General features: G+C 61.8%; 10 protein-coding genes. 2 read left to right on the forward strand and 8 right to left on the reverse strand.

Annotation, left to right across the window (positions count from 1 at the left end):
- Window positions 1–53 precede the first annotated feature (53 nt).
- Window positions 54–5,492, reverse strand: coding sequence for a dermonecrotic toxin domain-containing protein (locus ACVWZ5_RS22380; RefSeq protein ID WP_457340864.1), 5,439 nt, complete (start codon window positions 5,490–5,492; stop codon window positions 54–56).
- A gap of 189 nt (window positions 5,493–5,681) precedes the next feature.
- On the opposite strand from ACVWZ5_RS22380, the gene ACVWZ5_RS22385 reads away from it, so the two are divergent.
- On the forward strand, window positions 5,682–6,677 hold the full coding sequence (locus ACVWZ5_RS22385; protein ID WP_301140180.1) for an alpha/beta fold hydrolase: 996 nt from the start codon (window positions 5,682–5,684) through the stop codon (window positions 6,675–6,677).
- A gap of 4 nt (window positions 6,678–6,681) precedes the next feature.
- Here the strand turns inward: ACVWZ5_RS22385 and ACVWZ5_RS22390 are convergent, their stop codons facing one another.
- The 7 genes from ACVWZ5_RS22390 to ACVWZ5_RS22420 form a co-directional block, all read right to left on the reverse strand.
- Window positions 6,682–7,017, reverse strand: coding sequence for a GlpM family protein (locus tag ACVWZ5_RS22390; protein WP_062573041.1), 336 nt, complete (start codon window positions 7,015–7,017; stop codon window positions 6,682–6,684).
- Between the two features lie 27 nt (window positions 7,018–7,044).
- Complete coding sequence (gene aauR / locus ACVWZ5_RS22395; protein ID WP_062573042.1) at window positions 7,045–8,373, reverse strand: two-component response regulator AauR; 1,329 nt, start codon at window positions 8,371–8,373, stop codon at window positions 7,045–7,047.
- Window positions 8,370–10,274 (reverse strand): two-component sensor histidine kinase AauS, encoded by a 1,905-nt coding sequence (aauS, locus tag ACVWZ5_RS22400; protein ID WP_062573043.1) that lies wholly within the window; start codon window positions 10,272–10,274, stop codon window positions 8,370–8,372. The genes aauR and aauS overlap by 4 nt, the downstream gene beginning before the upstream one ends.
- A gap of 60 nt (window positions 10,275–10,334) precedes the next feature.
- Window positions 10,335–11,069, reverse strand: a complete 735-nt coding sequence (locus tag ACVWZ5_RS22405) for an amino acid ABC transporter ATP-binding protein (protein WP_028690094.1) — start codon at window positions 11,067–11,069, stop codon at window positions 10,335–10,337.
- A complete protein-coding gene (locus tag ACVWZ5_RS22410; RefSeq protein WP_062573044.1) occupies window positions 11,066–11,737 on the reverse strand; it encodes an amino acid ABC transporter permease in 672 nt (223 codons plus the stop codon). Before ACVWZ5_RS22410 ends, ACVWZ5_RS22405 begins: the two co-directional genes overlap by 4 nt.
- Window positions 11,738–12,484, reverse strand: a complete 747-nt coding sequence (locus ACVWZ5_RS22415) for an amino acid ABC transporter permease (RefSeq protein ID WP_023629014.1) — start codon at window positions 12,482–12,484, stop codon at window positions 11,738–11,740. It abuts the gene before it with no gap.
- Window positions 12,485–12,631: 147 nt separating this feature from the next.
- Entirely contained in the window at window positions 12,632–13,549 is a 918-nt protein-coding gene (locus ACVWZ5_RS22420; protein ID WP_062573045.1) for a glutamate/aspartate ABC transporter substrate-binding protein, read from the reverse strand.
- Between the two features lie 330 nt (window positions 13,550–13,879).
- Between ACVWZ5_RS22420 and ACVWZ5_RS22425 the strand changes: the two genes are divergently transcribed.
- Window positions 13,880–18,277, forward strand: coding sequence for an NEL-type E3 ubiquitin ligase domain-containing protein (locus ACVWZ5_RS22425; protein WP_457340865.1), 4,398 nt, complete (start codon window positions 13,880–13,882; stop codon window positions 18,275–18,277).

The raw sequence follows: 18,277 nt of genomic DNA on the forward strand, positions 1-18,277 counted from the left end.
CGATGCCGCTGGAGTCACAATAAAAAGGCATCCGTCGCGGATGCCTTAGTCCTTTAGAACACGCTTGCGAAGTGCCGCTGAGCCTCGTCACGGGGTATGTCACCGCGCCAGATCACCTCAAGATGGTTGTCCTGCCATTCACGTCCCAGGTAACGTTGAGCAGGTGTCTTCAAGTGAGCCTTGACGAAATCACCGAATGCCGGATTCTGCTTGTTGTAATGAAAGTGCGCGTACCACACTGGCTTGGCCGGTAAGCTGCGGCTGTCCTTTATGACGAACTCCTGCAAGAAGTCCCGTCGCCCGTCGGGTGTGCGCTTCAACTCGGTCAGGCCACCGACCTTGTCGATGCTGACGACGTCCTGCTCCACTAGGTAGCGTAATTGTCCCGCAGTGGGTTCACGGGTACGCAGCACGTTGTCGATGCGCAGCTGCCGCCCTCGTGCGGTAACTGTGCGAGCAGCGTTGCGCAATTGCGATACCAAGGCATCCTCAGGTGCGTGCTGGGCGATCTGGGTTGCTTGATGTTCCAGGTCGTGCGCCTTGAACAGCAGGGTGTCTTCCAGGCTGGCGCCGTCCATGCCCTGGGCCGCATATCGGTCCACCTTGCGGTTGAAGGCTGCAAGCTCATCAAGGTGTCGCTGGCCTTCGCGCTGCAGTTCCGCCAGTGTGGCTGTTCGTACCGAGGGCAGGCGCGTTTCTGGATTGCTGAGGGTGAACGTACCGTCGCCGTTGCGCACCCAGAGCTCCGTTCGTCCACCGGGACCGGTGATACGGTAGATATGAGGCTGCTGCTGGTTAACGGTCCCGATCAACCATTGGTTGGGCGTCGTTTCGAATACCCGTGGACGGCTGCTGCCCGTGTGGGTGGCCGCCGGTAGCGGCTTCTGTCGGTTGCGCAGGAAATTGCGGAAATACTCGGCGTAGGCATCCAGATGGGTGACGAAGCGTTGGGTCGAAGCGGTATCGAAATGCTGGGCATAGCTGGTTTCACAGTAACGCAGCTTGCTGCGGAACTGGCTGATCGTGTCGAGCGAATGGGCGAGAATCGCCTGGCGCTGGCTAGCACTGGGATTGGCATTGTGGAGCTCATGCAGGACGTACATAGCGCGGTCCAGGTCGCTGCGAGGCTTCTGCAGGAGCCGCTGCAGGCTAATCCAGGAGCCTTCCAGTGTCTCGGGGAGTTTGACGATCAAGGCCACTAAGTTGCCGGCACTCAGGTAGTTGAGGGTCGCGTCATTCAGGGTGGCCAGTTCGAGATCTATGTCCTTGAACAGTTCGGCTCGATTGCCTACTTGATTAACCTTCCCGCGCCAGACCCGCAACCCTTCGATTTGCCGCCTTATCTCATCGATTTCCTCCAGGGCCGTCCATCTTGCGTCATGCATCTGCTTGCGCAATCCCAACAGTTCCTGGGTCAGAGCCGGTAGTTGTGACGGGGATTGAACCGTTGCCAGCCCCTCCGTCTTGGTACGTAACGCCGAGCTGATGTTGTCTATGTTGTCCAGGATTTCCTTCAGCCGTTTCCTGGCCAGCTCGATGAGTCGGTAGTGCCCATCGCAAGCGACCATGGCCAGGTCGTTGGCCTGAAGCCTTGCACTGTTTCTGATGCGCCCGGAAGAGACTTCCTCGAACGCCAGGCAGTCGCCATGGATGCGTTTGGCTTGCACAATGCAGTTCTTCAAGCGACTAATCAGCGAAGCATCGTGCGCATCGGTGAGCTGGAAGGACTGTTTCATCCGCTCGTTGAGGGCGCTGGCCTGTGTGTGGAAGGTTGCCGTGTCCCGGGTAATGCTCTCGCGAAGCTGTTGATGGCGACGGTAGGCACGCTCTGTCCACCAGCGCGGTAGCCGTTCCCTGACTGCCGACGGCCAGAGAGGCTCGAGCGTGTCGGCCAGTCGGTACAGGGCCTGTCCACCACCTGCACCCGCGCCCAGACGATGCACGCCATACAAGGCGAAGTGGGTGTCCCAATTGCCCTGATCGTCCAAGGCGATGGCCCGCCTGTAGGTTTTCTGGCGGTTACCGGCCAGCTCCCAGGTATTGTCGGCAGCGCTCCAACGGACCTCGACAGGGCGACCGTGTACCTCAATGTAATGCGCCTGGCCCAGGCGATAGATCCCTTGATACTGCCCGGTAGCCCCAGGCTTGAGGCCGTCGAGCGATAGGTTGTCTTCTGCCTCGTAACCTGCAAAGCGTGCCCGCCGCGATTCGTCAGTGGTGGACAGGTGCTTGAGCAGTGTCCCATGATCGTGCAAGCGTCGAAGTTGTTGGCGGTTGGTGGCCTGGCGAATGGACGCCGGGGTGATGCCAATGCCACCTCCCAGCAAGTCCATGGCCACATCGATGATGCTTGCCAACACGTTCTGGATGGCATCCAGGATGTCGACGGTTTTGCCATCGCCGATTGCCTTGACCAATTCGGCAGATGATTCGAAGAGGTCATAGAGTCCCATTGGCAGTCCGAGTATCGGGACGATGCCCAAGGCCAGCTTGAAGCCGATCAGTACCTTGCCGGCCTGTCCCGCAAGATACGCGAGGGCCAGGTCCTGGTTGGAGCGGGAGGTGGCTCGGTTGGCGTGTATCAGTCGGCCCATTTCAGCATTCAGTTGCACGTGGGCCAGCGACATCGAGGCGGGCCAGGCTGCCCCCAGCCCGATCATGCCATCGTAGTGGCGGGCTTGCGCCTGAAGAATGCGTGCGCGGTGTGCCCTCGGATCGCCTTGCAGTGCCCGGCTGAGCAGGTATTTGATTTCAAGTTCGTCGGCGCAACCTTCATATAGGCTCAGGCGAGCGCTTTCGAGGTCGGCATACTGTCGCAGCGGACTGGTGGGGTGATCGGGACGATACAACACAGTGGTTTTGCTGGCTTGATCCTCGATGAACGTCACGCCTGTGAGCGTCGTGGGTTGCTCGTGGGTATCCTTGCCGCCAGCGGTCAATGTGGCTGGCAGCATCCGGATGTCGTGGTTATCGACTTGCCATTGATCCTTGCTGGTTGCATCGATTGCGATTGCAAGCATGGCGTTGCTGTAATCGCTGAGGTAGCCGCTCTCATGAAACAACAGGCTTTGCAGTTTCAACATCAGCCGGTAAGGCTCTATCAGGGTTTCGCGACGATAGGCAAATTGAAAGCCCGTGTCGTCCTGCCCCATGAACGTCGTGCTGATCAGGTCTTCGTAGTGCTGCCCCAGGTCGAGCTCGCTGGCCACGCTGTGCAAATAGCTATCGGTGATGCCTGCCACCAGGTCATCACGTAATTTGGCATTGGGTGTCTTCACTTGCACGGTCAGGAACTTCAGTCGGGCAAGCATGGCATCGTCGATGTGTTCGACCAGCACTGTTTCCAGAGGCAATATTTCCCGCTCGGGACTGGGGAGCAGGCCTTGTTTGGTCGGCGTACCACCAGGGCCTGGGACGGTAGACACCCTGCCGATTCGGGCACTGACAGGCAATTGCAGGGATATTGCCTCGCCCAGGTAACCGTCGAAATCCTGCTTCAGGCGTCGTTCGATTCGTTGGCGGCAGAAGTCCTGACGATCGGGCAGTTCGCGTTCAATCAAGGCATTGCTGTTGCTCAAGGCTATCAAGTAGTCGTCGAGCAGCACCTTCAACCTTCCGCGGGTATTGGCGGGCATGGCCTGCAACTTGTTGAGCGGCGCGCCGGCTGTTGCCACGATATGGTCGTGCTGCGCCACCAATCGCAAGGCGATTTCCCGGGCCGCGTGACGTGCCACGCCCAGGCCCTTTTCGAGGTTTTCCCGGATACCAGGCAACGCGGTAGCCGCTGCGTCCAGGCCTTGGGTGTTCTGGATCCATTGTTTGGCTTGATAGCTTGCCTTCAGTTGTGTGGTGAGCATATGGCTGATCGCATCCCCCTCAATTTCGGAAAGATCGAGGGCGATGTCAGGGTCAAGGCTGGCATGGAAACAGTGCTCAAGCTCGGCCCGATTCGCGCAGCGCAGCAAGCCGCCGTGTTCCCCGGCCCAGTAAAGCAGCATGGCGCCTTTCGTGGCCTGGGTCAGATGAGATCTTGCAGTGATCACCAGGGCGCCAGGGATCGTATCGCGGATTGTCTGTTGGGAGGTTGTTGGGTTGACGGGCATCGAGAGCGCTACCTGAGCCACGACAGCCTCACCGGCCGATCCTGATATCAGCGACTCGACCCAGTGCAGTTGCTGATCATCGATTTGTTGCAGCAAGTGCTGAAAGCGTGCATGGGCCAATAGCCCATCGCGGTGTGCCTGGACAAGGCCCGGGCTGGCAGGGGGAGGCACTGCGGCGCTGTGCCACTTCGGCGAGGCGAGCATCGATTGGATCGCGGTTTTTGCCGCTGTGCAGGCTGCCTCCAACGCCTGCTGGCAGTGCTTGCGCTGCGCCCTTTGAGCATCGGGAAGGGCGTTCAACAAGTGCAACTGCTGTTGAACCGTGCTGGAGCGTACGGAGAGTGAGATGTTGGCTTCCATGCCGCCGAGGTCGAACAGCGTGGGATGGGGGACGCAGGACGCCGGCAGAGGTGGTGGGCTGGGTGGCAGGCTGAAGAATTCCGAGGCGCTCCAGGCCGATGCCAGTTCTTTGGCCAAGTGCAATGCTTGACCCGCATGCTGCCCGATATCATCACCAGGATTGTGATCGAGCGTGGCGAGCAATGTCGACAGCAGCCCATTCACCAACGCGGTACATCCATCGCCGATATCTTCAAGGGGCGTATAGACGTTGGTATTCTCACCCGTGATATCCAGCACTGTTTCCATGGCCTGGCGGCTGGCATGGAAACTGAACGCGGGGTGCCGATCGGGACGATACAGCACCTGTCCTGCTTCATTTTCAATGCTGATGAGCAGGCCCCCGACAGGTTGGGCCAGTGCCTCGATTGCAATGCGTTTATTGTCGATGCGCAGCCATTCTGGATTGTCCAGCAATGCAAACACTGGGCGTGCTTGCTCCTGGGTCAGAAATCTGTTGGTCAGGGCGATTTCCACAGACGCCATGAAGTGCAGTCGATACTGCTGTTGGGCAACCGCCAACCTGCTGGAGGGGGTGCCCTTGGCACGTGCTTGCCAGTACCCCTGCCAGCGCTGGCGAACGAGTGTGGGTATGTCCAGTGCGCGAAGGCGCGCATGGAGTTCACTGGGGCGCAGTTCGAGCACTTTCGCATGTGTGCCGTCCCGCCCTTGTAGCGTCGCGCGTCGATCCAGATCGGTGGGAGCGATGGGGTGATGGCGTACGTAGGCTGCCAACGAAGGCAAGTTGATCAGTAGCGAGCTACTTGCGTCGAAGTGCAATCCGCAGTGTTCAGGGTCGGTATTGAAGAGGGCGCGCAAGGCATCATTGAGTATCTGTACTACGTTCGGGGCAAGATTGAGCAGTTGGCTGAATGTTCGATGTGTTTGTCGCAGTTGCGCCAAAGCTCGCTCATTCGCTTGCGTTTCGGCAAGGCCGGGGAACAGGGGGGGCAGGGAAAACGGTCGATAGGTGTCGGATGGGATGTTCATGCCATGTCAGGTCCAATGTACGGTGAGTAGAACTCCCATTGAAACGGGGCGAAGGCATGCCCGTGCAGTACCTATGCAGTGGTGATCCTCTGACAGGATTCATCGAATTGTCACAGAACTGTGGCAGCGCGCTTGCACGAAATTCATCAGACTTGTGTTTACTGGGGATCTGCATCTGGTGTTTCTTTCATGCGGGCTTTACTACTTTTCTTCTTGCTGCTGGTCAGCGTGCCGGCGAGCTTCGCCGAGGGTCGCTGCGACGTCCATGTGCCGGTGCAACGGGCCGAACTGGGTGAACTGAGCCTGGTCTACCAAAGCGTCGGTGCGCCCCGTGACCCGGCGCTGTTGCTGGTCATGGGCCTGGGCGGGCAGCTTATCCACTGGCCGGACGACGTCGTCGAGGCCCTGTGCCTCCAAGGCTTTCGCGTGATCCGCTACGACAACCGTGATGTCGGCCTGTCGCGCTGGAACCAGCTGCCGGCTTCGGCCAACCTGACCGTCGAATTGCTGCGCTACAAGCTGGGCCTGCCGGTGTCGGCGCCTTATACCCTCACCGACATGGCCGGTGACGGTTTGCGCCTGATGGATGCCTTGGGGATCCGCCAGTTCCATGTGCTGGGGGTGAGCATGGGCGGCATGATCGCGCAGCACCTGGCGGCGATGGCCCCGGAGCGGGTGAGCAGCCTGACCCTGGTGATGTCCAGCTCGGGTGCCGCTGGCCTGCCGGCGCCGGATCCGGCGCTGGTGCAGTTGTTGGCGCGGCGCAGCGCGCCGAGCCGCGAGGTGGCCATCGAACAGCAGGCCGACCTGCTGGCGGCGCTGGGCAGCCCCGGGGTGCGGGAGGACCGTGCCGTGCTCTTGGAGCAAGCCGCCGTGGCTTATGACCGGGCGTTCAATCCGGCAGGGGTCAAGCGCCAGATCATGGCGATCCTTGCCGAACCCAGCCGGGTCGAACTGCTCGATCAGCTGCGAGTGCCGACTCTGGTGGTGCACGGCACCGCCGATCCGTTGCTGCCGGTGATGCACGGGGTGCATCTGGCGGCGCATATCCAGGGCAGCCAGTTGCGGCTGATTCCAGGGCTGGCGCATCGTTTCCAGGAACCGTTCAAGGCGCCGTTGCTGGGGGCGGTCCTACCCTACCTGCAGGCGCATCGGCAGGATGTGACGCATATCGCCGGGCTCTAGGGCTTCAATGCATTCGCACCCACAGGGTCACCAGCACGGTCGCTGCCGCCAGCCAGGCGACCGTGGCCAGGGCTAGCGATGCCTCCAGGCGCATGCGCTCGACCAGCAGGTACAGCGTGGCCAGGTACACGAAGTAGGGAATGATCGACCACATCCCGAACAGGATCGTGCTCTTCAGGTCTGCCAGTGAGCGGCCCTTGCCGACGATGTAGTGGGCAATCAGGGCGAAGGTGGGAAACAGCGGCACCAGCCCGGCGACGTAGTAGTTGCGGGTCTTCGCCAGGATTGCCAGGAGCACCACCACGCCGGCGCCCAGGGCCGCTTTGAATACCAGGTCCACGTTGTCTTTCCAGATTCGGGTTGCAGGTCAGCCGAGGCCGTATTTCTTCACTTTGTCGAACAGCGTGGTCTTGGCCATGCCCAGCTCCTGGCTGGCCTGGCTGAGGTTGCCGCCGCTGCGTTGCAGAGCATCGCTGAGCAGGTTGCGCTCGAATGCCTCCACCGCTTCGGCAAAGCCAAGCCCTTGGCTGGCGCCGGCACTGGTGCCCTTCTTGAACGCGGGCAGGCCCAGCGCATGGCGCTCGGCGACGTTGCGCAGCTCGCGTACGTTGCCTGGCCAGTCGTGGGCCATCAACTGTGACAGGGTCTGGCTGTCGAGGGTCGGTGCTTCGCGGTCGAAGCGTAAGGCCGACTGCTGCAGGAAGTGTTCGAACAGCTGCAGGATGTCTTCGCGACGCTCGCGCAGTGGCGGCAGCTCGAGGGTGACCACGTTAAGACGGTAGTACAGGTCGCTGCGGAACTGGCCGCTCTGGCCCAGTACGGCGAGGTCGGATTTGGTCGCGGCGATCACCCGGCAGTCCACCGGGATGCTCTGGTTTGAGCCCAGGCGCTCCAGGGTGCGCTCCTGCAGCACGCGCAGCAGCTTTATCTGCAGGTTGATCGGCATGCTCTCGACCTCGTCGAGGAACAGCGTGCCGCCATTGGCGTGCTCGATCTTGCCGATGCGACGCTTGCCGGCGCCGGTGAAGGCGTTGGCCTCGTGGCCGAAGATTTCGCTTTCGAACAGGTTCTCCGGCAGGCCGCCGCAGTTCAGCGCCACGAACGGCTGGCCCTGGCGCCGGCTGAAATCGTGCAGGCAACGTGCGACCAGCTCCTTGCCGGTGCCGGTCTCGCCTTCGATCAGCACGTTGGCCGAGGTGTCGGCGACGTTGGCGATCAGTTCGCGCAACTGCTCCATGGCCGGCGAGCGGCCGATGATCCGCCCTTCCAGGCTGCTCTGTTCGGCCAGCTGACGGCGCAGGGCGAACACCTCGCGGGACAGGCCGCGCTGCTCCAGCGCCCGGCGCACCACCTCGACCAGGCGCTCGGGCGAGAAGGGCTTTTCCATGAAATCATAGGCGCCGTTGCGCATGGCGCCGACCGCCATGTCGATGTCGCCGTGGCCGGTGATCAGCACCACCGGCAGGCTGCGGTCGCGGGCCTTGAGGCGGTTGAGCAGTTCCAGGCCATCGATGCCTGGCAGGCGGATATCGCTGACGACGATACCGGCAAAGTCGTCGCCGATGCGCTCCAGGGCCTGCTCGGCGCTGCCGACGCCTTCGCAGGCGATGTCTTCCAGGGCCAGCGCCTGCTGGCAGCCGAGCAGCACGTGCGGGTCGTCTTCGACGATCAGGACGGTGAGAGGTGCTTGTTTCATAGAGGCTCAGCCAATTCGCTAGGGGGCGTGACCAGGGGCAGGGCAAGCACGAACGCAGTGCCGCCACCGGCGGGATGTTCGACGCTCAGTGTACCCTTGGCGGCGGTGGCCAGGCTCGCCGACAGGGTCAGGCCAAGTCCCAGGCCATGCTCGCCCGGTTTGGTGGTGAAGAAAGGTTCGAACAGGTGCTTGCGCGCCTCGGCATCGATGCCGTGGCCATTGTCGAGCACCCGCAGGCGATACTTGTCGCCCTGCGCCTCGCCTTCCAGCCACAGTTGCGGCAGCGGTTGGGTGGCCATGGCGTCGAGGGCGTTGCCGATCAGGTTGACCAGGATCTGTTCCAGCCGGGTCTGATCGATGGCCAGCAGCTGGTCGTCGAACTGTCGGTGCAGTTGCAGATGACAGGCGCTGATGCGGTTGGCCAACACCTGAAGGGTGGCCTCCACCGCCTTTTCCAGCGAGGCCTGGCCGCTGTCGTCGCCACGTCGGGCGAACGAGCGCAGGCTGGCGGTGATGCGGCCCATGCGGTCGATCAGGTCGTTCATGGTGAGCAGGTTGGCGCTGGCGGTTTCCAGCGCGCCGCGTTCGAGGAAGCGCACGGTGTTGCCGGACAGGGTGCGCAAGGCTGCCAGCGGCTGGTTCAACTCATGGGCAATGCTGGTGGACATCTGCCCGATGGCCGCCAGCTTGCCGGCCTGGACCAGTTCGTCCTGGGCGTGGCGCAGGGTCTGCTCGGCGTGGCGGCGTTCGCGGATCTGGCCCTTGAGCCGTTCGTTGCTGGCGCGCAGGTCGGCGGTGCGCTCGGTGATCTTGCGTTCCAGCTGGCTGTTGGCTTCTTCCAGCGCCTCGCGGGCGGCCAGGCGGGTGGCGATCACCTTGCGCCGCTCGTTCCAGGCGATGGCCAGGATCGCCAGCAGGGCGAAGGCCACGCCCACCAGGATGCCCTGCATCATTGATTCGCGGCGCAGGTCCTGCAGCGGGGTGAGCAGGGTGAAATGCCAGGGGGTGTCGACCAGGCGGCGGGTCTGGGCCAGGTAGGACACCTCCCGCTGCTTGCCCTGGTCGGTCTCGCTGTTGGCCGGGAAGGTGAGCTTTTCCACGCCGTCGGCCAGGGTTTCGCGGGCCAGCGGTTGCAGTTCGTTGAGCGGCCACCAGTAGTATTGCAGGCTGCGCGCCAGGCGCTCCTTGATCTGCGGGTTGAGCGGGCGTACTGATTTCAGGCGCCGGGCCGGGTCGCTGGAGAGAATGATGATGCCGTTCTCGTCGCTGACAAAGGCCTCCAGACGGGCACGCTGCCAGCGCTCCTCAAGGGTGTCCAGGCGCACCTTGATCACCGCCACGCCGATGATCTTGCCGTGCTCCTCCAGCCCGTGGGCCAGGTAATAGCCGGCTTCACCGGTGGTGCTGCCGATGCCGTAGAAGCGTCCTGGCTCGCCGCGCACGGCGACCTGGAAGTAGGCGCGGAACGCCAGGTCCTCGCCGAGGAAGGAGTCGGCGTCGCGCCAGTTGCTGGTGGCCTGGACCCGGCCGTTGGTGTCGAGGACGAAGATCGCCCGGCTGCGACTGCGCCGGTTCAGGCCCTCGAGGTATTCGTTGACGGCCTGGCGGTCACCGGCCTCGGGGTCGGTGAGCAGGCGCGAGACGCTGTCTTCCAGCTCCAGCAGGCTGGGCAGGTAGGTGTACTTGCTGATTTCGCTTTCGACGGTACGGGCATGCAGCTCCAGCTGGCGCTCGCCGTTCTCGCTGAGGGTGCGGATACCGTTGTTCTCGCTGATCAGGAAGCCGGCGAAGCCCAGACCGACCATCAGCAGGATGACCAGGGGCGGGACGAGCAGTTGGCGGATCAGACGGGATTTCACGGCAGGCTGGGCAGGGCGAAGGAGCGAGGGGTCGCATTTCATCACAGTGGCCTTGTCACCACCAGCATCCGCTGCCCGGCAGCGCCGGGCAGCAGTGCCTGCTTAGTGTTGCAGGATCTTGCTGAGGAAGTGTTGAGTGCGTTCGTGGCGGCCTTCGGGGTTGCCGAAGAAGTCTTCCTTCTGGCAATCCTCGATGATGTGGCCCTTGTCCATGAAGATCACCCGGTTGGCGACCTTGCGCGCGAAGCCCATCTCGTGGGTTACGCACATCATGGTCATGCCTTCGTGGGCCAGCTCGACCATCACGTCCAGTACTTCGTTGACCATTTCCGGGTCCAGCGCCGAGGTCGGTTCGTCGAACAGCATGACGATCGGGTCCATCGACAGGGCGCGGGCGATCGCCACGCGCTGCTGCTGGCCGCCGGACAGCTGGCCGGGGTGCTTCTTGGCGTGGGCGCCGAGGCCCACGCGGTCGAGCAGGGCCAGGCCCTTCTTGGTGGCTTCCGCCTCGCTGCGGCCGAGCACCTTGCGCTGGGCGATGGTCAGGTTCTCGGTGATCGACAGGTGCGGGAACAGCTCGAAGTGCTGGAACACCATGCCCACCCGCGAGCGCAGCTTGGGCAGGTTGGTCTTCGGGTCGGCGATGGAGGTGCCGTCGACCACGATGTCGCCTTTCTGGAAAGGCTCCAGCGCGTTGACACACTTGATCAGGGTGGACTTGCCCGAGCCGGAAGGACCGCACACGACCACCACTTCACCCTTCTTGACCTCGGTGCTGCAGTCGGTCAGCACCTGGAAGTCCCCGTACCACTTGTTGACGTTCTTGATGGAAATCATACGGTGATCCTTTTTTGCAGGCGCTTGACCAGCCAGGAAGCGGAGAAGCTGATGAGGAAATAAACGACACCGGCGAAGATCAGGAACTCATGGGAGCGTCCGATGATGTCGCCGTTGGAGCGGGCCGAGTTGAGGAAATCGATCAGGCCGACGGTGTAGACCAGCGAGGTGTCCTGGAACAGGATGATGCTCTGTTGCAGCAGCAGCGGCGTCATCTTGCGAAACGCCTGGGGCAGGATGATCAGGCGCATGCACTGGCCGTAGCTCATGCCCAGCGCCTGCGCGGCGCCCATCTGGCCCTTGGAGATCGACTGCACGCCGGCGCGGACGATTTCGCAGAAGTAGGCCGCCTCGAACATCATGAAGGCCACGACGCAGGAGGTGAAGGCGCCCACCGGGGTGTCTTCGCCGGTGATCCAGCGCAGCACGAACGGCACCGCCAGGTAGAACCAGGTGATCACCAGCAGCAGTGGGATGGAGCGGAAGTAGTTGACGTAGGTGCCGGCGATATTGGCCAGCAGCTTGTTCGACGACAGGCGCATCAGGGCAAGGATGGTGCCCAGGGCAATGCCGCCGACCACGCCCATGATCATCAGTTGCAGGGTCAGGACCATGCCGTCCCAGAGGGCGGGCAGGGCCGGGATGATTTCACTGAAATCCATGTCCATTTACTTGCCTCCCACGGAAATCAGGCCCGGTACCGCGACTTTCTTCTCGACCATGCGCATGAGCAGCATCAGGCCCATGTTCAGGGTGAAGTAGATCAGGGTGGCCAGGGTGAATGCTTCGAACAGGTTCGCGGAGAACTCGGCGGTCTGCTTGGTCTGCGCCAGCAGCTCCATCAGGCCGATCAGCGAGGCCACCGAGGAGTTCTTGAACACGTTCAGGAATTCCGAGGTGAGCGGCGGAATGATGATCCGGTAGGCCTGGGGCAGCAGCACGTTCATGTAGATCTGCGGCAGGCTGAAGCCCATCGCGCGCCCGGCCGACTCCTGGCCGCGGGGCAGCGCCTGGATGCCGGTGCGCACCTGCTCGCAGACACGGGCGGCGGTGAACAGGCCCAGGCAGATGACCACGCTGATCAGTGCCGAGGTGGTCGGGTTGAGGTCCTGCTTGAACCATTCCTGCAGGCCTTCTGGCAGCAGGTCCGGCACCAGGAAGTACCAGATGAACAGTTGCACCAGCAGCGGCACGTTGCGGAACAGTTCGACGTAGGCGGTGGCGATCCCTGACACCAGACGGTTGGGTACGGTACGCATCACGCCGAGCAGCGAGCCCAGCAGCAAGGCGATGATCCAGGCGGAGATGGCGATGGCGATGGTCCAGCCCAGGCCGGTGACGTACCAGTCCAGATAGGTTTCGCTGCCCACGCCGGTGGACTTGAAGAACACGCCCCAGTCCCAGTTGTAATTCATCGGGATTTCCCCTCAGACGGTTGTTTCACGGGCACCTCGATACATCCGGGGGCGTTCGGCGCCCTCGGATGTAAAGGTTAGACACTAACTAAGTGGCCTGTTGGATGGATTCGCGCGGATGCGCTTCAGGCCACTATTTGCCGGAGGTCAGGACTTCTTCTCGTCCGCCGCCTTGTCGGTCGGCTCGGCGATCAGTTTTTTAAGCTCGTCGCTCATCGGGAACTGCAGGTTCAGGCCCTTTGGCGGAATCGGCTGCTGGAACCACTTGTCGTAGCTCTTGTTGACGTCACCCGACTTGAAGTAGGCGACGATGGCCTCGTCGACCGCTTTCTTGAAGGCCGGGTCGTCCTTGCGCACCATGCAGCCGTAGATTTCGTACGACTGCGGCGTGCCGGTGATGACCCAGTCGGTCGGTTTCTTGGCCTTGGCCATTTCACCGGCCAGCAGGGCGTCGTCCATCATGAAGGCCACGGCGCGGCCGCTTTCGAGCATGTTGAAGGCTTCACCGTGGTCCTTGGCGGAGATCACGTTCATCTTCATCTGCTTGTCGGCGTTCATCGCCTTGAGGATGCGCTCGGAGGTGGTGCCGGCGGTGGTCACCACGTTCTTGCCGGCCAGGTCGGCAAAGTCTTTATAGGATGGCTGGCCATCCTTGAGCTTGGTCAGCAGGCGGGTGCCGACTTCGAAGATGCCCACCGAGAAGCCGACCTGCTGCTGGCGCTCGACGTTGTTGGTGGTGGAGCCGCACTCAAGGTCCACGGTGCCGTTCTGCACCAGCGGGATGCGGGTCTGCGAGGTGACCAGGTTGTACTTGACCTTGATGTCGGTGCCCAGTTGCTTCTTCAGGGCTTCGACGACGGCCAGCTGGATGTCGTGGGAGTAGCCTACCGGTTCCGGTTTGCCGGCCAGGTAGGAGAACGGAATGGAGGAGTCGCGATGGCCCAGGGTGATGGTGCCCGAGTCCTTGATCTTCTTCAGGGTGCCGGTCAGTTCTTCGGCCATGACAGGCGACGAAATGACTGCTGCCGCGATGGCGGCGCCCAGCAATTGACGAACGATGCGCATCAAATTTTCCTCGACGTGTTTGTTTTTTTTATGGAGCCGTTGGCGGACTCTTTCGTTCAACGAATACAGCATGGAGCGTGGTGCATTCGGCTACCGAGTATAGAGCATGAGTCGTGCCAGCCTGGTTGCTCGATCATAACGCCATGAAAATGCTGGGCAACAACCATTTCATGACGATTCAATACCGCACGTTGTGGTCGGATTTCCGAATGAATTGTCCTGTGGCTTCCGGTAATCCGAACGAAGGTGGTCGGGTGCAATGCAATTTTGTACCGCCACGGCGCGCGCTGTAGTTGGTGTGATGGTGGCTCTTATGCAGGAATCTACATCATGCCAGAAGCCAGTTTCGCCCAAGACTCGATCGATTCGCTGATTGCCAGCCGTCTTCCCGCCTGGCTGGTCCGCGCTTCCCCCGAACGGATACGCGCTTTTCACCTGGCCTTGCGCCGGCAGCAGGCTGCCAGTCAGAGCCTCGGGGAGGTACTGCGGGAAATTCCTGAACTGCAAGCCTACGCTGTGCCACTGCTCAGCCGCGCATTGAGCGAGGTCGGCGTGTCTGCCGCAGACGTCAATGCGAGCATCGTCACCGTTTATCATGGGTCGCTCCAACCTTCGCAATTCTCCAGCCTGCCGTTGCAGCGGGCGCTTTTTACTTCCATTCAAAGCCTGCTTTCAGCTGCGCTGCACAATTACCACGACGACGAGACACGACCGTCGAGCTTTCGCCAAGGCCATTTGCACGACTCCAAAGGTAAACCTCTAGCTTTGTCGCTCGAGCAGTTTGCCGCGCTGTGCCGCCGTCTTGACCTGGGGGCGGGGTATCAGGCCTTGCTCAAGGCAACCCTTTCGCCCGTCGATCAGCCAGGCGACACCCCAGGGCAACGTCGCCTGAGAGTGGCCAGCCTGTTCGAAGAGAGCTTCAGGGCACACCTTGAAGTTGCCGTGCATCTGGCCCGACTCAAAGGCGAGCTTGACGAACGTAGCTACCTGCAGATGATGCCTTTCATGTCGTTCAGCTGTGTCGTTCCACCGCTTTGCGCAAAGGTCAGGGCGCGTCAGCTGTACCTGCTGGGCAAGTGCATGCGGGGTATTGTCACCCTGGAAGCGCGCCCCGCCCCGGGCGCCGAGATCGAAGCGGTGATCGCCTGGATACCGGGCGACCCGCAGGGAGCAGTGAGTCGCCATGCGTCCTGGCAGGCTCTATATGACATGATCGCCTTGCGCTTGCATGGCGAAGCTTATCGACGTTTTTTCCTGCGCTTCGTCAGCGAGCGCGACCGGCCGGTATTCTTCAGCCTGCTCGCCAGCCTGCTAAAAGACAGCAAGCAGAACGATACTTTGCAGCTCGATGGTAGGAATATCGAGATTGCATCCCCTCTTTTCGAGCACCTTCGTGCCCAGCGTGTCGCCACCTTGCTCGACGATGCACAGATGCTGGCCGTGGCCACCGAGCAGGTGGATACAACTGAGCGACGCAAGCGGCTGCTGGGGTACATGGCAGCGGGACTCGATCTGGTCGGCATGGTCAGCCTGTTTGTGCCAGTGCTTGGAGAAGTGATGCTGGCAGTGAGCGCCGTGCAACTCGCCGAGGAAGTGTACGAGGGCTACCAGGACTGGCAGTTGGGAGACCGCCAGGGCGCGTTGGACCACCTGTTCGGTGTGGCCGAGAGCATGGCTGTCGGGGCTTTGCTGGCGACCGGGGGGAGCGCCGTTTCGCAAGCGTTCAAGCGTGTCCCGTTGGTTGACGATTTGGTGCCCATCAGGACAGCTTCGGAGCGGGTAAAGCTGATTGAACCGCGGTTGCAGGCCTACCGGACAGCCGTTGTCGATCAGCCATGGGGGCGACGTGTGAGCGTTGGCGAACGCACCCACCTGCGTACCCATGAAAGTGTATATGCCGTGCGCGAAGCACCTGAGCTGAATGCCTGGCGCGTGGTCCACCCTGAACGCGACGATGCCTATGCCCCGTTGATCGAGCATAACGGCACGGGTGGCTGGCGTCATGAACTGGAATCGCCACAGCAATGGCAGGGGGCCGGTGACCTGGTTCGGCGATTGAGTAGTCAACTTGCGACGGCAACCGATGCCACGATTGATGACCTGCTGCTGACTACCGGGTTGAGCGAGGATAAGTTGCGTAGATTACATGTCGAGGGGGCAAGTGCTCCGGCGCGTCTGCTCGATGCGCTGGAGCGCCACCAGGCGCATGAAGCGCATCCGATGTTGTCGGGAGATGCTTTTGAAACACGCCTTAGATCGAATGGGCTGACCCTGACCCCTGAAGAAGCCATGATGAAACGCGATTTCCCTGGCTTGACTCTGCGGGGCATCAGAGAAATTCTCAGTACTGCAACGGCCCAGCACCTGTCCGAACTGGGGCGGCTCGGACGAGTACCGCTGAGCTTTGCCGAGCGAGCCCGCTGGCACCTGCGTGATGCGCGGCTTGATCGCGCCTGCGCCGGGCTGAGGCAGCGGCAGGCGGTGAATGGCGACACCCGACGGTTGGCTGTGCGCCTGATCGAGCAGATTGCTCCCTGGACAGATGTCAGGCTGGAAATCCTCGAGAATGCCTTGGACCCCGAGCCATCGCTGCAGTCTTCGTCCCGGACCACTGTGCCGGCACGGCGTATCCTGGCCACAGGCCGAGGTTATCAGCTCCTTGATGGCCCGCGTGCGACCGAAGCTGTCGCTTCCGACAGCTTTCTGCGAGCTTTGTGGTTGAGTATGGACCCGGAGCAGCTTGCCAGGCTGTCGCCTGCCGATTCCGGGGAGTTGCAGTTGGCCGACTGGCTCTCGCACCGCGCCAATGCGGACCGTGATCAAGCCGCCAGTCTGATTGGCATGGCGCCAATCGCCAATGGTGTGCGCCTGCCGCTGCGCCTGGGTGATGGGCGACTCGGATACCCCCTGAGCGGTCGGCAGGTGTCCGGGCGGCAGGCCTGCCGAAGGGGGATCCATCAGATATTTCCAACCCTCAGTGACGCGCAGTTGGAAAGCTATATCCTTCCGCTCGTCGAGCAGCGGGCGGACCTCTGGGAGCACTACGGCGTGTTGCAGCGCCAGTTGACGGAACTTCGCAACTGCCTGAGCGAGTGGGCCGGCCGCTGGAGCAATCCGTTGCAGGCTATGCGTCGGCGTCGGGTAGCCACGGCTATTCGCCGCTGCTGGCGGCGCAAGCTGGTCGATCTGAGTGGCGACTATATCTTGGTCATCGAGGGTGAATGGATCAATACCCTGCCTGAACTGCCTTCCGGCCTGAGTTTTGCGCATGTGCGCCGTCTGAGGTTGCGCAACATGGACCTGAGAGAGATCGGCGCAGATTTCCTCGGCCGCTTTCCCAACTTGATAGACCTCGATCTGCGCAACAATCGCCTGATGATGGTTCCCGAAGGCATAGAGCACATGGCCTTTCTGAGAAGGCTCGATCTATCGCGAAACCGGATCACCATCGACAACTCCGGTGAGCGCCGTCTGCAAGCGCTGACGCGATTGCGCACATTGCGGCTGGGCTACAATCCCCTGCTCAGGCCGCCCTCTCTCGGCGGCTTGAGGTGCCTGCGCCTGCTATCGTTGCGCGGGTGCAACTTGGAGCGATTGCCCGGTTCACCCCGTGAACTGCCCTGGCGCAGTCTGGTCGACTACCGGGATAATCGCCTGCGCGAGGTTCGGGCTGAGCTGCAGGCGCTGGGAGGCAACCTGCGAAATCTGGCGTTGCAAGGCAACCCGCTGAACGAACAGAGCAGGGTCGCCTTGCGCACGGCTCGGCCCGCCTCTGCAGCGCATGCAGAGGGTCCTGTCGGTAACCGGATCAACCATGCTGCTGTGCTTGAAGGATGGTTGGGCAATGAGACCGGTAGTACGCGTGCCCGGCGCAGTAACCTGTGGCACTTGCTGCAAAACGAATCAGGCTCTGCCGACCTGTTTCGTTTTCTCGCCGACTTCATGCAGACCGATGAATTTGGCCTCTGTGCGTGGGATTATCGGGATCGTGTCTGGCACATCCTTGAGGCTTGCGAGCAGCAGGAGTCGTTGAGAGAGTTCGTCTTCAGCGAAGCCGGAGGGGTACGTACCTGCGAGGATCGGCTGCTGCTGATTCTGAGCCAGCTTGAGGTTGCGGTGCAGGGTCATCAGGTGCTGCTGGCAGAAGGGGGGGGAGATGCCGAACGGCGCCTGGTCGAACTGGGACGCTCCTTGTATCGCCTGGATCAGGTGGACCGCATCGCCAGTCAACATATACAGGCGTTGCACGAGGCCGACAGACAGGCTATGGCTTTGCTTGAAGGCGCCGCAGGCGGGTCGCAGCCCTCACCGATTGTGGATGAGATCGAGGCACGGTTGTTCTACCGGGTCAGATTGGCTCGCCGTCTTGGCTTGCCCGATCAGCCGCGGCGCATGCACTACCCGGGAGCGGCCAGGGTCACAGTCGCAGACGTCGATAATGCCGAGCAGCAGGTGTTGCAGGCCGAGAACCCGCGAGCGGTTAGCGATTCCTTGGTCAGCAGGCCGTTCTGGGAGGGTTACCTTGAGCAGCGTAACGTCGATGAATTCGCCGAGCTGGCCGAGCCGTTCCATGTCCGCCTGGATGCCGAGCAGGCGCTGGTAGACGCTGGAACGATCAGCGAAGAAGAATACATGCAACGTGCCAACACGCTCATGTCGGAACTTCAGGCTGCCGAACGGCAGTTGCGGTACACGCTCACCGAACGGGCCTGCCGGCGCTGGCTATGA

The organism is Pseudomonas sp. TE6283 (genome assembly GCF_054060555.1).